Consider the following 14,483-nt stretch of genomic DNA (forward strand, 5'->3'; position numbering starts at 1 on the left):
GCCGTCGCGGCGGAGCCTCACGCCCCTGTGACGCCGTCGATCCCCTCGCGCAGGAAGTCCGCATGGCCGTTGTGTCGCGCGTACTCGTGGCAGAGGTGGTTCATGACCAGCCGCAGCGACACCTGCTCGCCCCAGCGCGGCTGGTAGCCCGTCACGTCCAGCGACTCGGCCTCCCGCTCGATCCGGCGCGCGTGCCCGACCTCGGCCTCCCAGGCCTCGAACGCCTCGGACCGCGTGGACCCCGAGGCGTCGTAGGCGACCTGGTAGTCGCCGGCGTCCGACCACACCAGTGGGAGGTCCTCGCCGTTGATGACCTTGCGGAACCACGTGCGCTCCACCTCGGCCATGTGCCGGACGAGGCCGAGCAGCGTGAGCGCGGACGGCGGCATCGAACGGCGGCGCAGGTCGTCGTCGGACAGGCCGTCGCACTTCATCGCGAGGGTGGCGCGGTGGAAGTCGAGGAACGCACGCAGGGTCTCGCGTTCGCCGGCCTGCAGGGGAGGGCTCGGGCGTTCGGTGGTCACGTGATCAGTCTGCCTTGCTCCGTTCGAGTGATGCGGGGCAACCGGTGAGGACGATCCCGCGTGATCGTGACGTCTTCAGTTGATTCGGGGGGATCAAAGATGCGCAGACGAGCGTTCATCGCGGCCATCGGCTTGGCGGGCACGGTTCTGGCGGCTCCGGGGGTGGCCGCCGCCGATCCGGCGCCGTGCGGCTGGGCCGTGTCCAAAGTGGTGGTACCGGACGGGTGCGACCCGCGTTTCACCAAGGTGGAGGGCACCGACAGCCACGGCGACTACGCGGGCACGTCGCTGCGGCCGGGGGAGAACACCAACGACCTGATCGTGTGGGAGGCCGGGAAACCACGCGTCGTCCACGAGGTGCGGCACCTGCGGTCGTTGTCGATGGCCGGCCAGAACTCGTCGGGCACCGTGCTGGTCGACGGCACCATCGTCGCCGAGGGACGCCGTGCGATCGTGCTGTACTCCGCGTCGGGAACGACGGATCTCGCACCGCCGACCGGCTATCGGCTCACCGGCGCGACCGCCGTCAACGAACGCGGTGACGTGCTCGGTCACGGCGAGCGGATCGCGGACGGCCGGCAGGTCGGGATCCTGTGGTCCACGATCGCGGTCGCGCCGCTGATCATCGATCTCACCGCCGGCACACCGCAGGGCCTCGACGACGACGGCACGGTGTTGTTGCGCGGCAGGGAGGGAAAGCCCGGCGCCCTGTGGAAGTCCGGCCAGGTGACGTTGCTGGCCGACGAGGGCAGGTACACCTACGCGGAGGCGATTCGCGGCGGCAGGGTGGTCGGCTACCAGATCGGGGACAGGTGGCCGGAGTCGCAGGCGCTGCTGTGGGATCGCGGTGGCAACGTCCGGCACATCGCCGGCGCCGGCACCGCGTTCGCCGTCAACGCGAGCGGACTGATCACCGGCGAACGGTCCACAATGGTCGGACCCGCGTCGGTCTGGCGGGACACGACCTTCCTGGGTGAACTGCCCTACCCCGACGGGGTCACGTTCGTCTCCGAGCTGTTCGTCGCGGGCGACGACGACTCGCTGTTCAGCCACGCGAGCGACTACGGACCACTGCGCTGGACCTGCTCGTAGTCCGTGTGAGGCGCCACATCACCCCTCTCTCCGATCGGCGCTAACGTTGCCGTGAGGAGAGGGGTGGCTGATGACCCAGCAGCTCGACGAGGCCGAGTCGGCGTTCGCGGCGGCCCGGCCGAGGCTGTTCGGCATCGCGTACCGCATGTCCGGCAGCGTGGCCGACGCCGAGGACCTGGTGCAGGAGGTGTGGTTGCGCTGGCAGCTCGCCGACCGCGACGCCGTGCTCAACCCCGAGGCGTACCTGGCCACCGCGATCACCCGTCTCGCGATCAACGAGTCGCAGACCGCGCGCGCCCGTCGCGAGACCTACGTCGGGCCGTGGCTGCCCGAGCCCGTCGACACCTCCGCCGACCCGCAGGTGGGCGCGGAACGGGGCGCGGTGCTGGAGCTCGCGGTGCTGATGCTGCTGGAGAAGCTCACCCCGACCGAGCGCGCCGCGTACGTGCTGCGCGAGGCGTTCGACTACCCGTACCGGGAGATCGCCGAGATCGTGCAGACCAGTGAGGTCGCGGCGCGGCAGCTGGTCAGCCGGGCGCGCAAGCACCTCGCGGACGAACGCCGGGTGCCCGTGCAGCGCGCGGACCAGCGCAAGCTGCTGGAGGCGTTCGTGGCGGCGGCGCAGGCCGGTGACCTGGCGTCGCTCGAGAAGCTGTTCGCGCAGGACGTCGTGAGCTGGTCGGACAGCAACGGCACGATCCGCGCGGCCGGTCGCCCCCTGTTCGGCGCGGCCTCCCTGGCGAAGATCATCGCGGGCTGGGCGCCGTCGTTCTGGGCCGGCGCGGAAATGTCGTTCGTCGAGGCGAACGGGCTCACCGCTGTACGGCTGCGCAAGGACGACGGCACCTACGCGGTGATCACCGTGACGGCGTCCTCGGAAGGCATCGACCAGGTGTTGTGGCTGGTCAACCCCTCGAAGCTGGGCGCGTTCCGGTAGGCCTGTCACAAACCCGGGGCTTGTCCTGTCTTAGCTCGTGAACACCCACCACGAGAGGGATGGACCCCATGAGGATCGTTGTCATCGGCGGCACCGGGTTGATCGGCAGCCAGGTCGTGAAGCGGCTCGGCGAGCACGGCCACGACGCCGTGCCCGCGTCCCCGAACAGCGGCGTGAACACGCTGACCGGAGAGGGCGTCGAGGAGGTGCTCAAGGGCGCCGACGTGCTGGTGGACGTGTCGAACTCGCCGTCGTTCGCCGACGACGACGTCATGAACTTCTTCACCACGGCCACGACGAACCTGACCAAGGCCGCCGCCGAGGCGGGCGTCGGCCACTACGTCGCGCTGTCGATCGTCGGCACGGACGAGCTGCCCGAGTCCGGTTACCTGCGCGCGAAGGTGGCGCAGGAGAAGCTCATCCAGGAGTCGGGTCTGACGTACTCGATCATCCGCGCCACCCAGTTCTTCGAGTTCGCGGGTGCCATCGCGAACTCGGCGGAGCTGGACGGCGCCGTGCACCTCCCGCACGGTGGCGTCCAGCCGATCGCGGCCTCCGACGTCGCCGCGGTGGTCGGCCGGACCGCCGCGACCGAGCCCGTCAACGGCGTGCTGGAGATCGGTGGACCGGAAGAGTTCACAATGGACGGTTGGATCCGCACGGTGCTGACGCAGCGCAAGGACGAGCGCGAGGTCGTGAGCGACCCGCAGGCCAAGTACTTCGGCACGGTCCTGACCGGCAAGCAGCTCGTGCCGAACGCCGGCGCGCAGCTGCAGCCGACCAGCCTGCAGGAGTGGCTGGCCGCCGGGAACTGACGCTTCCGGGGCTGGGCGGCGTGCCCGCCGCCCAGCCGGTCAGAACTTCGCGTCGCGCAACTGCCGCCGCGAGGTCACGCCCACCTTCCCGAACACCTTGCGCAGGTGCCATTCCACGGTGCGCGGGCTGATGAACAGCCGCGTGCCGATCTCCGGGTTCGAGTACCCCTCCCGCGCCAGCCGGGCGATCTGGTACTCCTGCGCGGTCAGCTCGTCCGTCGGCTCGGCGGTGCGCTTGCGCGCCGTCTCGCCGGTCGCCTGCAGTTCGCGCGTCGCCCGGTCCGCGAACGTCGGCATGCCGCTGGCAGTCAGCACCTCGTGCGCGGTCCGCAGGTGCTCGCGCGCCTCGACCCGTTGCCCCTCACGGCGCAGCCACTCGCCGTACAGCAGGTGCGCACGGCCCAGTTCGCCGCGCAGAGCCGTTCGTGAGAAGTGCGCGATCGACTCGGCGAACGCCGCCGTGTCCCCGTTCAACGCCCGCAGCCGGGCCCGGAGTCCCAGCGACCACGGCGTCTCGACCCAGTCGGCGGAACGCTCGAGCGCTTCCGCGACCAGGGCGGTGTCGCCGGTGCGGGAGGCGGCCTCGGCCAGTTCGGACGTGATCAGGCAGCTGTAGACCAGGGAGTCGGACGCCTGCACGCGCAGGGCGGCGTCGCGGGCGAGGTCGTGGCGGCCCAGTCCGTTGTGGAGGATCGCGGCGGTCCAGTCGGCGATCACGGCGAGCCGGCCCTGGCCCGCGGCCAGCGCCTCCGCGCGGGCGGTACCGGCCAGGTCCTCGCCGCGGTAGGCGGCCCGCAGCAGCACCGCGTAGGCGACCGGCGGGGTGCCGGTCACCTCCGAGATGCGCTGGTCCTCCTCGATCAACGCCTGCGCGGCGGCAGGTTCGCCGGCCAGGAGTTCGTTGTCCGCCAGGAAGTTCAGCGCGAACTGCAGCTGCACCAGCGCGCCGGCGTCCCGGGACAGGCGGACCTGCTGCTGGGCGAACGCGCGGCGCGTGTCGAAGTCCCACATCTCCGTCGCGACGATCCCGCCGGCGCGGTTGCCGAACAGCCACGGCACCCGGCTGATGTCGTCGGCGCCGACCTTCAGCACGCGCACCGCGTCCAGCGCGCGGGTCATCGGCTCGACGGCCGCCGCGTAGCCGGACGTGATGCGCGTCGTCAGGGCGTCGAGGACCAGGTCCGGAGCACAGGCGGGGGTGCGGGCCGGGGGAGCGGTGCGGGCGGCGTCGGCCAGCGGGGCTCCGGCCCAGATCGCGGCCGAGAGCGCTTCGAGGTGCGTCTCGCGGGCCAGGTCGGCGTCGAACGGCGCGAGCCGGCGGGCCGCGCTGAACAGCAGCGGCGCGGCGTCGGCGACCCGGCGCTGGTCGAACGCGATGTGCCCGCGCAGGTGCTCGACCTGGGCGCTGCGGTGCTCGTCCGGAGGGCCGGCCTCCACCGCCGACAGCAGCCGCAGTGAGGCGTCCAGCGCGCCCGCGTCGCGCTTGGCCCGCGCGGCGGCGAGCTCACGGGAGGCCCGGCGGCCGGGTTCGGGGGTGAGCACGGCGGCCTGTTCCAGGAACGCGGCGGAGGCCAGCAGCCCACCACGGGCCTGGGCGCGACCGGCCGAGTTCTCCAGGTCGGCGGCCACCTCCTCGTCCGGTGCGGCGGTGCCCTGCGCCCGGTGCCACGCGCGGCGGTCCGGGTCGATGGCCGGGTCCGTCACGTCGGCCAGCGCCCGGTGCACGCGCAACCGGTCCACCGCGGCCGCCGACCGGTACACGGCCGAGCGCACCAGCGGGTGCCGGAACTGGACGCGGGCGCCGAACTCGATCAGCCCCGTGCCCAGTGCGGCGGCGGCCGGGTCGGCACCGAGGCCGAGCAGGCCCGCCGCCTGCCACAGCAGGGTCGCGTCCCCGAGCGGTTCGGCGGCGGCGGTCAGCATCAGCAGCCGGGTGTCGGCGGGCAGCGGCGCGATCTGCCGGATGAAGCTCTGTTCGATGCGGCTGGTCAGCGGGCCCGCGTCCAGCCCGTCCGCCGCCTCGCGCGGCAGTTCCAGCAACGCCAGCGGGTTGCCGCGGGCCTCGGCGACGATCCGGTCGCGCACCCGGCCGTCCACCGGTCCCTTGATCACCGACTCCAGCAACGCGCGGGCGTCCGCGTCGTCGAGGCCCCGCACGAACAGCTCGGGCAGCCCGTCGAGGTAGTCGTTGCCGTCGCGCAGCACGAAGACCAGCGCGATCCGTTCGGCGAGCAGGCGCCGGGCGACGAACCCGAGCACCGCCGACGACATCGAGTCGAGCCACTGCGCGTCGTCGACCAGACACACCAGCGGCTGCTCGTCGGCGACCTCGGCGAGCAGCGTCAGCACCGCGAGGCCGACCATGAACCGCGTCGGCCGGGGCCCGGAGGCCATCCCGAACGCCGTGCCGAGCGCCTCGCGCTGGGGTGCCGGCAGCCGGTCCAGCCGGTCGAGGAACGGCACGCACAGCTGGTGCAGCCCCGCGTACGGGAACGCGCTCTCGGACTCGACGCCCGCGGCCCGTGCCACGCGGAAACCCGAGGCCCTGCTCGACACCTGGTCGAGCAGCGCGGTCTTGCCGATCCCGGCCTCACCCCGCAGCACGAGCACCTGACCAGCACCGGACCGCGCCCGCGTGAGCAGTCGTTCCAGCGTTTCGCCCTCAGCGCGTCTGCCGAGCAGACCTTCGTCCGACACGGGGCCGAGCCTACGGGCCAGGGAGTGACCAGGGTGTTCCACGGGTTCGAGCGACCCCCTTGCGGGAGCAGTCTCATGTCATCGACGAACGAAGGAGATGAACTTCGATGGACTACAAGTTCGAGGTGACCGTGATCCCGGTGGGCGACGTCGACAGGGCCGTCCACTTCTACAAGACGCTCGGCTGGCGCTTCGACGCCGAGTTCGCCGACGACGAGGGCTACCGCCTGGTGCAGTTCACGCCGACCGGTTCGCCCGCCTCGATCATCTTCGGCAACGGCGTCTCGAACGCCGAGCCGGGCAGCGCCGAGGGCATGCACCTGATCGTCGACGACGTCGAGGCCGCCCGCGAGGACCTGACCAGCCGCGGGGTGCGGGTCAGCGAGATCTTCCACGACAAGACCGGCGTCTTCCACCACGCCGGCACCACCGGCCGGGTCACCGGTCCGGACCCCGCCCGCACCAGCTACGGCTCGTTCGCCTCGTTCAGCGACCCGGACGGCAACGGCTGGGTCCTGCAGGAGGTCACGACGCGCCTCCCGGGTCGTGTGTGATGGCTCGCGACTACGACGTGATCGTCCTCGGCGGCGGATCCCCCGGCGAGCACTTCGCCGCCGCCGTCGCCGAGGGCGGGCTGCGGGTGGCCCTGGTCGAGCGCGAGCTGCTCGGCGGTGAGTGCTCGTTCTGGGCGTGCATCCCGTCCAAGACCCTGCTGCGGGCCGGTGAGGCCGTGGCGGCGGCCCGCGAGGTGCCCGGCGCCCGTGAGGCGGTCACCGGCGAGATCGACGCGAAGGCGGTGCTGGAGTGGCGTGACTTCATGGTGTCGTCCTACGACGACACGGGCGGCCAGAGCTGGGCCGAGAGCGCAGGGATCGACGTGCTGCGCGGCCACGGCAGCATCGCCGGGCCCGGGACCGTCGCGGTCGGCGACCGGACCTACACCGCCGACCACATCGTGCTCGCCACCGGCTCGTCGGCGTTCATCCCGCCCATCCCGGGCCTCGCCGACCTGGACGTGTGGACGAACCGCGAGGCCACCGGCGTCCAGGAGATCCCGCGCCGGCTGCTGGTCCTCGGCGGCGGACCCGTGGGAGTCGAGATGGCGCAGGCCTTCCTGAGCCTCGGTTCCGAGGTCGCGCTCGTCGAGGGCAACGACCGGGTGCTGCCCCGCGAACCGGAGGCGGCCGGCCGTGCGCTCACCGAGGCACTGACCGCGCAGGGCGTCGAGCTCCACCTCGGAGTGCACGCCCGGAGGGCCTCGTTCGAGAACGGCGAGTACGTGCTCGACCTCCCGGACGGCACCCGGTTGCGCGGCGACAAGCTCCTCGTCGCCACCGGCCGCCGCCCGCGAGTCGAGGGCATCGGGCTCGAAAACGTCGGTGTGGAAGCGAACCCGCGCGGCATCGTCACCGACGAGCGGATGAACGTGGCGGACGGCATCTGGGCGGTCGGCGACGTCACGGGCCAGTGGAACCTGACCCACGTCGGCAAGTACCAGGGCCGCGTCGCCGCCGCGAACATCCTCGGCACACCGTCCAAGGTGGACTACAGCGCGGTTCCCCGGGTCGTGTTCACCTCCCCGGAGGTCGCCGCGGTCGGTGCGGCGGAAGGGAAGTACACCGCGACCGCCCACCTGTCCGGCGTCGCACGCACCGCCACCTACACCCGTGACTACACCAAGACCGGATTCCTGACCCTCGTGTCCGACGGAGAGGTCCTCACCGGCGCCCACGCCGTCGGCCCGGAGGCGGGCGAGTGGCTGCAACAGGCCACCGTCGCGATCCGCGCGAAGGTCCCGCTGTCCGTGCTGCTCGACGTCATCCAGCCGTTCCCCACCTTTTCGGAGGCGTTCCTCAACGCACTCCGCGATCTGGCAAAGGAAGTAGCGAAGTGAAGAACCTCACCGAGATCGACATGAAGCTCGAGGTCACCGTCGTCCCCGTCACCGACGTCGAACGCGCCAAGGAGTTCTACACCCGGCTCGGCTGGCGCCAGGACGTCACCCCGTCGTTCGTCGTGCAGTTCACCCCGCACGGGTCCAACGCGTCCATTCACTTCGGTGAGGGCGTCACGACCGCGGAACCCGGCTCCGGCAGGCACTTCCTGATCGTCGCCGACGTCGTCGAGACGCACGAGGCGTTGCTGGCGGCCGGGATCGAGGTCGGCCCGCTGTTCCACGGCGGACCGGACGGCCCCGTCGAGGGCGCCGACCCCGAGCGTCGCAGCTACGTCACGCGCGCCGAGTTCGCCGACCCGGACGGCAACACGTGGATCCTGCAGGAGGTCACGACCCGCCTGCCCGGCCGCGTCGACGCCGACGACACGTCCTACGACTCGATCACCGACCTCGCGGCGGCGTTGCGCAGGGCCGCGGTGGCCCACGGCGAGCACGAGAAGCGCAACGGCGGGGAGTTCGACGAGAACTGGCCCGACTGGTACGCCGAGTACATGGTCAAGGAGCAGACGGGACAGCCGTTGCCGCAGTGAGAACGAGGAAACAGCAAGAGCGCTGCGCGGAACGCCGGACTCCTCGGTGTTCCGCGCGCTTTGTGTTGCGCTCGTCCGCGAACCGGCCTCGGGTGGTGTCCCTAGGGGCCGTCCCTGATGTGGCCGGGCCGTGTCGCCGCTTACCTTCTCTCGCAAGCGAGGGAGGGCTCGATGAAGGCCATCGTCCAGGACAGATACGGCTCTGCGGACGTGCTGGAGCTGCGGGAGGTCGAACGGCCGGTGCCCGCGGCCGGCGAGGTGCTGGTCCGGGTGCGGGCGTCGTCGGTGAACGCCGCCGACTGGCACATCATGCGCGGTGACCCGTACTTCGCGCGGCTGTTCCTCGGCTGGAAGGGCCCGAAGACGCGGATCCGGGGGATGGACTTCGCGGGCGTGGTCGAGGAGACCGGACCCGGTGTGGGCGGCATGGTGCAGGTCGGGGACGAGGTGTTCGGCGAGGTCGAGGGGTCCTTCGCCGAGTACGTCCGGGTGCGCGCGGATCTGGTGCAGCACAAGCCGTCCAACCTCACGTTCGAGCAGACGGCGACGCTCCCGCTGGCGGGCAACACCGCCTGGATGGGCCTGACGGACCTGCGGGCCGGGCAGAAGGTGCTGATCAACGGCGCGTCCGGCGGGGTCGGGCTGATGGCGGTGCAGATCGCCAAGGCGCGCAAGGCGATCGTCACCGGCGTGTGCAGCACGCGCAACGTCGAGCAGGTCCGCGCGGTCGGCGCCGACCACGTCGTCGACTACCGGACCACGGACTTCACCCGCTCCGGGCAGCGCTACGACCTCGTGTTCGACCTGGTGGGGAACAGGTCGATGGGCGAGCTGCGGGCGTTGCTCACCGAGGACGGCACGCTGGTGCTCTCCGGCGGCGGCAGCTTCACCGGCGGGGCGCTGTTCGGCCCGTACCGGCTGATCATCCAGGGCAAGCTGCTCGCGTCGTTCTCCCGGCAGCGGCTCGTGGTGCTGGAGGCCAAGCCCAGCAAGGAGAACCTGGCCGCGTTGCGGGAGCTCGCCGAGTCCGGGCAGCTGGTGCCGGTGATCGAACGGACGTACCCGCTCACCGACGTGCCGGACGCCATCCGGCACGTGGAGTCGGAACACGCGCGAGCGAAGGTCGTCGTGACGGCCTGAGTGCCTTGTCGTTGGGGTGGAATCACTACCCCGGCAAGGACCTGACGGTGTCGCTCACGGTGGGCGTTAAATCACTGGCGTTCCCGCCGGGATGCCCCGACGATTCCGCCATGGTCGAGGTACGAGTCACCGGCGGAACGGTTCGCGGCACCACCGAGCAGGGGATGACGGTGTTCCGCGGCATCCCGTTCGCGGCGCCGCCGGTGGGATCCGCACGGTTCGCCGCGCCGCAATCGGTCGTGGCGTGGGACGGCGTGCGGGACGCGCTGGAGTTCGGGCCACCGCCACCGCAGGCCGCGGTGTTCGGCATGGACGGCATCGGGGCCGCCGGCGACGAGTGGCTGACGGTGAACGTCTGGTCGCCCCAGGGGGCCGCTGACCTGCCGGTGATGGTGTGGATCCAGGGCGGCGCGTACACGGTCGGCATGTCCGGGCTGCCCGACTACGACGGCGCGCGGCTCGCGTCGGGCGGTGTCGTCCTGGTGACGTTCAACTACCGCGTGGGCATCGAGGGGTTCGCGCTGATCGAGGGCGCTCCGGCCAACCGCGGTCTGCTGGACCAGGTCGCCGCGCTGGAGTGGGTGCGCGACAACATCCGCGCGTTCGGCGGTGATCCGGCCCGCGTGACGGTCTTCGGCCAGTCCGCGGGTGGTGGCTCGGTGGCGGCGCTGCTCGCCATGCCCCGTGCCGCCGGGCTCTTCCAGCGCGCGATCGCGAGCAGCGTGCCGGGCACGTTCTTCACTCCCGAACTGGCCGCCGACATCGCCGCCGTGTGCGCCGCCGAACTGGGGCTGCGCCCGACCGTCGCCGATCTGTCCACTGTGGATCCCGAACTGCTGCCGGCCGCGGGGGACGAGGTGATGGCCAAGATGCGCCAGTTCACCCGCTGGGGACAGGTGGCTCAGAAGATGATTCCGTTCGCGCCGGTGGTCGACGGGGACGTGCTGCCGGTGACGCCGTGGGAGGCGCTGAAGTCGGGTGCCGGGCGGGATGTCGAGCTGCTCGCCGGGCACACGCTGCACGAGCAGCGGCTCCTGTCCGTGCTGGAGGGCTTGGTCGGGACCGTGACGCCGGAGCAGGCGTCGGCGGCGGCGGAACTGTTCGCTCCCGGTCTCGCGTATCCGGACCTGGAGCCCGAGGAGTTGTTCGAGGTGGTCTGCTCGGACTGGCTGTTCCGGATGCCGTCGTTGAAGCTGGCGGAGGCACAGGTGGCGGCGGGTGGCCGGGCGCACGTCTACGTGGTCGCGTTCGAACCGACCGAGGCGTTCCGCGCGTGCCACGGGATGGACGTGCCGCTGGTGTTCGGCAACCTCGACCGGGGGCAGTCGGCCGCGGTGCTCGGGGAGATCACGCCGGACGTGCGAGACGTGTCCGCGCGGATGCGGGCGGCGTGGACGGGCTTCGCCGTCGACGGTGATCCGGGGTGGCCCGTCTTCTCCGCCGACCGTCTGACGCGGGTGTTCGACGTCCGGGACGAGACGGCGCCGTACCCGGAGGAGCGGTCGCGGCTGATCTGGCAGGACCACGAGTTCGCCGCGATCCCCCCAGTGCGGTGACCACTGACCTTCACCGGGTCTTCCGGCGCCCAGCAGGGCGCCTCGCGGCACCGTCCCCGCGCCCCCGTACGTCCAGTACTCGGGGACGGCACCGCGATGCACCCGTCTGAACGGCGGAATACCAGGTAAAGGTTGGTGGCCACCGCACTGGCCCGGTAGCGCGGGAATACCTGCCTTCCGGAGGCGTTGTACGCGTCCGGAAGGGAGGTTCTCCGATGAACGAGTTCTCCGTGCACGACAGCACGATGTTCAACGCCTACCAGCCGAATGGTGAGGTGGCGGCAGATCGCTGGGTGACGGTCCGGCACCTGTTCGACTCCGGCCACGTGGAGACCCCCGCCGAGAAGTGGGAGCGCGCGCGGCTGCTGTTCGAGTCCCGCGACTACGTCAAGGCCGCCGAGCTGCTGGCCGCCGTCGCCGGCGAGGTCCCGTTCCAGACGGACCTCCGCCTGCTGCTGGCCCGCGCCTATTACCACTCGGCGCAGCTGGGCAAGGCCGAGGCGCAGCTCCGCGTCATCGTGGACCGCGACCCGGTCGAGCACTACGCCCACCTGCTGCTCGGTCGCACGCTGGAGCGGCAGGGCAGGCCCGAGGAGGCCGCGCCGTGGCTCCGGCTGGCCGCCGCCTTCGGTGGAGACCTGGCCGAGGTCTGACAGCAAGGGGGCGGCCGCCGGCCGCCCCCGAAGTCCTATCCGACGTCCAGCTTGGCGAACGCGCGCAGCAACCCCGGTGCCGCCCGGCTGGCGAGCCGTGCGGCCCTGGCCTCGGCCGTCACCGGCACGACGGGCTTGTTGCGGCGCACCGCGCGCACGATCTGGGTGGCCACGCCCTCGGGACCGAAGCCGCGCCGGGCGTAGATCCGGGACGCGCGGTCCTGCTTGCGGCGTTCCTCCTCGGAGCTGACACCGGAGAACGTCGTGGTCGCCGTGATGTTCGTGTTCACCACCCCGGGACAGATGGCGCTGACGCCGATGGCGTGCGGTGCGAGTTCGGCCCGCAGGCAGTCCGACAGCATGAACACCGCCGCCTTGCTGGTGGCGTACGCGGAGAGGATCTTCGACGGCAGGTAGGCCGCCGCCGAGGACAGGTTCACGACGTGGCCGCCCTCTCCGCGTTCGACCATCAGCTCACCGAACGCCCGGCAGCCGTGCACGACGCCCCACAGGTTGACGTCCAGCACCCGTTGCCACTGCTCGGTCGTGGTCGACAGGAACGACCCGGAGTGGCCGATACCCGCGTTGTTCACGACCACGTCGGGCACGCCGTGCTCGTCCGCGACCTGCCGTGCCCACGCTCGCACGGCCTCCTCGGAGCGCACGTCGACCTCGTAGGCGTGGCCGTCGACCAGTCCGGCCGTCTCCTTCGCCGCCGCGAAGTCCACATCGGACACCACGACCTTCGCCCCCGTCCCGGCGAACGCCACCGCCGTGGCCCGGCCGATGCCGCTGCCGCCACCCGTGATCACGACGAGCTCGCGCTTCGGCGTGGAGTCCGCGACGAACTCGCTGATCATCCGCGCGACCGGCTCCGGATGGCTCAGTGGCGCCCAGTGCCCGGCCGCGATCCTGCGCCGCGTGAGCGACGGCACCCAGCGCTCCAGGTCGAGCGGCTCGGTGCGGATGTAGCGGTCGTGGATCGGCTGGACGACCTGCACCGGCATGGGGGCGAAGCGTTGCCGGGGAGAGCGCATGACCCGCCGGATGTTGGCCCGGTACAACGAGATCCCGCGCACCGCGTCCGTGGTGATCGTGCGCGCGGGCCTGACCCGCACGCCCTCCACCCGTTGCAGCACACCTCCCCAGCGCGGACCGAGGTAGAGCCGCCAGAACAGCGGCGCCAGCACCGGCACGTGGAACGCGCCGATGTACCAGGAACGGAAGAACTGCCTGAGGTGAGCGATCGACAACCGCTTGCGCGACCAGTGCCCCATGTGGTCGAGGCTCGGCCCGGAGATCGAGGTGAACGTGGCGATCCGCGCGCCGGGCGTGGTCACGGCCTCCCACGACTGGATCGAACCCCAGTCGTGCCCGACCAGGTGCACGGGCTCGTCCGGGCTGACCGCGTCGATCACCGCGAACAGGTCCGCCGCCAGCCGTTCGAGCCGGTAACCGTCCTCAGTGGACGGCGCGGTCGACTCGCCGGCCCCGCGCACGTCGTAGGTGACGACGCGGAAGTCCTTCTCCAGCAGGGCGGCCACGCGGTCCCAGACCTCGTGCGTGTCCGGATACCCGTGCACCAGGACCACCGTCGGCCCGGACGTGCCGCGCACCTGCACGGCGAGGTCGACTTCCCCGGAACGCACCTTCACAGTTCCTCCAAGACGAGTCGGTCACCGGTGGGCCGGTCCACGCAGATCCGCACGCCGCCGACGTCGCACGTGCCGCAGAACCCCTGCCGGCACGAGTAGGCGACCGACGGCCGGACATCTCTGATCACGTCGAGTGCCGACCGGTCGGCCGGCACGTCCAGGGTCACCCCGCTGCGCCGCAGTTCGACCGTGAACGGCCGGCCGTCGACGATCGGCGGCGGACTGAAGCGTTCGAAGTGCAGCCAGCGCGACGAGAACTCGGCGCGCACCTGTTCGAGCATCGACGCCGGTCCGCAGCAGTACACGGCGCCGCGCGGCGACGTGTCCCCGAGCAGGGGCGAACCACGCCCGATCCGCACGTCGACGCGACCGGCAGGCAACTCGTCCAGGAACGGCATCGCCGCCCTCGACCGCCCGCGGTAGACGAGCCGCCAGTCGAGACCGGCCCGCGCGGCCGCGTGCGCCATCGGCAGGATCGCGGTGATGCCGATGCCGCCCGCCACGAACACGATCGGCCCGATCCCGGCGAACGGGAACGCGTTGCGCGGCCCCCGCACCTGGATCCGGTCACCGACCCGCAACGCCTGCACCTCGCGTGACCCGGCGCCGACCTCGCGGACCGCGATCCGGTAGGTGCTCTCGCCCGGATCACCGCACAGCGAGTACTGCCGGCGCAGCCCCGAGGGCAGGTGCAGGTCGACGTGACAGCCGGGTTGCCAGGCGGGCAGCGCCGGCCCGCCGAAGCGGAGGCTCACCACCCCGTCCGCGACCTGCGAGCGTTCGACGACGGTGAGCCACAACGCATCCCGCGCGACACCAGGTCGCGCCCGGCCGCCGAACCGGGTGACGGCGGCGTCGTACAGATCGCCGAAGCGGGTCAGGCCTCGCAGCATCGAAGCACCTCCCCGGCCGGTGAGGACTCGGTCG

General features: G+C 71.7%; 13 protein-coding genes. 9 read left to right on the forward strand and 4 right to left on the reverse strand.

Going from position 1 to position 14,483, the window contains the following annotated elements:
- Positions 1-17: 17 nt before the first annotated feature.
- Positions 18-524, reverse strand: a complete 507-nt coding sequence (locus tag PV646_RS29085; RefSeq protein WP_500345472.1) for a DinB family protein — start codon at positions 522-524, stop codon at positions 18-20.
- Positions 525-623: 99 nt separating this feature from the next.
- Here PV646_RS29085 and PV646_RS29090 point away from each other — a divergent pair, with 99 nt between their 5' ends.
- The 3 genes from PV646_RS29090 (at position 624) to PV646_RS29100 (ending at position 3,368) form a co-directional block, all read left to right on the forward strand.
- The gene (locus PV646_RS29090) at positions 624-1,616 is read left to right on the forward strand and encodes a hypothetical protein (RefSeq protein WP_500345473.1); all 993 of its coding nucleotides are present in this window, start codon (positions 624-626) and stop codon (positions 1,614-1,616) included.
- A gap of 70 nt (positions 1,617-1,686) precedes the next feature.
- Positions 1,687-2,553 (forward strand): RNA polymerase sigma-70 factor, encoded by an 867-nt coding sequence (locus PV646_RS29095; protein WP_500345474.1) that lies wholly within the window; start codon positions 1,687-1,689, stop codon positions 2,551-2,553.
- A gap of 68 nt (positions 2,554-2,621) precedes the next feature.
- On the forward strand, positions 2,622-3,368 hold the full coding sequence (locus PV646_RS29100) for an SDR family oxidoreductase (RefSeq protein ID WP_500345475.1): 747 nt from the start codon (positions 2,622-2,624) through the stop codon (positions 3,366-3,368).
- 39 nt (positions 3,369-3,407) lie between these two features.
- Here the strand turns inward: PV646_RS29100 and PV646_RS29105 are convergent, their stop codons facing one another.
- On the reverse strand, positions 3,408-6,065 hold the full coding sequence (locus PV646_RS29105; protein ID WP_500345476.1) for a helix-turn-helix transcriptional regulator: 2,658 nt from the start codon (positions 6,063-6,065) through the stop codon (positions 3,408-3,410).
- A gap of 107 nt (positions 6,066-6,172) precedes the next feature.
- Between PV646_RS29105 and PV646_RS29110 the strand changes: the two genes are divergently transcribed.
- The 6 genes from PV646_RS29110 to PV646_RS29135 all read left to right on the forward strand — a co-directional run bounded on the left by PV646_RS29110 (position 6,173) and on the right by PV646_RS29135 (position 11,901).
- Positions 6,173-6,619: a VOC family protein gene (locus PV646_RS29110; RefSeq protein WP_500345477.1), complete on the forward strand. Its 447-nt coding sequence runs from the start codon at positions 6,173-6,175 to the stop codon at positions 6,617-6,619.
- Entirely contained in the window at positions 6,619-7,959 is a 1,341-nt protein-coding gene (locus PV646_RS29115) for a dihydrolipoyl dehydrogenase family protein (protein WP_500345478.1), read from the forward strand. The genes PV646_RS29110 and PV646_RS29115 overlap by 1 nt, the downstream gene beginning before the upstream one ends.
- Positions 7,956-8,552, forward strand: coding sequence for a VOC family protein (locus PV646_RS29120; protein ID WP_500345479.1), 597 nt, complete (start codon positions 7,956-7,958; stop codon positions 8,550-8,552). Before PV646_RS29115 ends, PV646_RS29120 begins: the two co-directional genes overlap by 4 nt.
- A gap of 171 nt (positions 8,553-8,723) precedes the next feature.
- On the forward strand, positions 8,724-9,692 hold the full coding sequence (locus PV646_RS29125) for an NAD(P)-dependent alcohol dehydrogenase (protein WP_500345480.1): 969 nt from the start codon (positions 8,724-8,726) through the stop codon (positions 9,690-9,692).
- A gap of 110 nt (positions 9,693-9,802) precedes the next feature.
- Positions 9,803-11,248, forward strand: coding sequence for a carboxylesterase/lipase family protein (locus tag PV646_RS29130; RefSeq protein ID WP_500345481.1), 1,446 nt, complete (start codon positions 9,803-9,805; stop codon positions 11,246-11,248).
- 215 nt (positions 11,249-11,463) lie between these two features.
- Positions 11,464-11,901, forward strand: coding sequence for a tetratricopeptide repeat protein (locus PV646_RS29135; RefSeq protein WP_500345482.1), 438 nt, complete (start codon positions 11,464-11,466; stop codon positions 11,899-11,901).
- Between the two features lie 35 nt (positions 11,902-11,936).
- Here PV646_RS29135 and PV646_RS29140 read toward each other — a convergent pair whose 3' ends face one another.
- Together PV646_RS29140 and PV646_RS29145 are read right to left on the reverse strand one after the other, a co-directional pair.
- Positions 11,937-13,556 (reverse strand): SDR family oxidoreductase, encoded by a 1,620-nt coding sequence (locus PV646_RS29140; RefSeq protein WP_500345483.1) that lies wholly within the window; start codon positions 13,554-13,556, stop codon positions 11,937-11,939.
- Positions 13,553-14,449 (reverse strand): PDR/VanB family oxidoreductase, encoded by an 897-nt coding sequence (locus PV646_RS29145; RefSeq protein ID WP_500345484.1) that lies wholly within the window; start codon positions 14,447-14,449, stop codon positions 13,553-13,555. The genes PV646_RS29140 and PV646_RS29145 overlap by 4 nt, the downstream gene beginning before the upstream one ends.
- Positions 14,450-14,483: the final 34 nt, after the last annotated feature.

The organism is Streptomyces sp. ID05-26A (genome assembly GCF_033794685.1).
Lineage (GTDB): Bacteria > Actinomycetota > Actinomycetes > Mycobacteriales > Pseudonocardiaceae > Lentzea.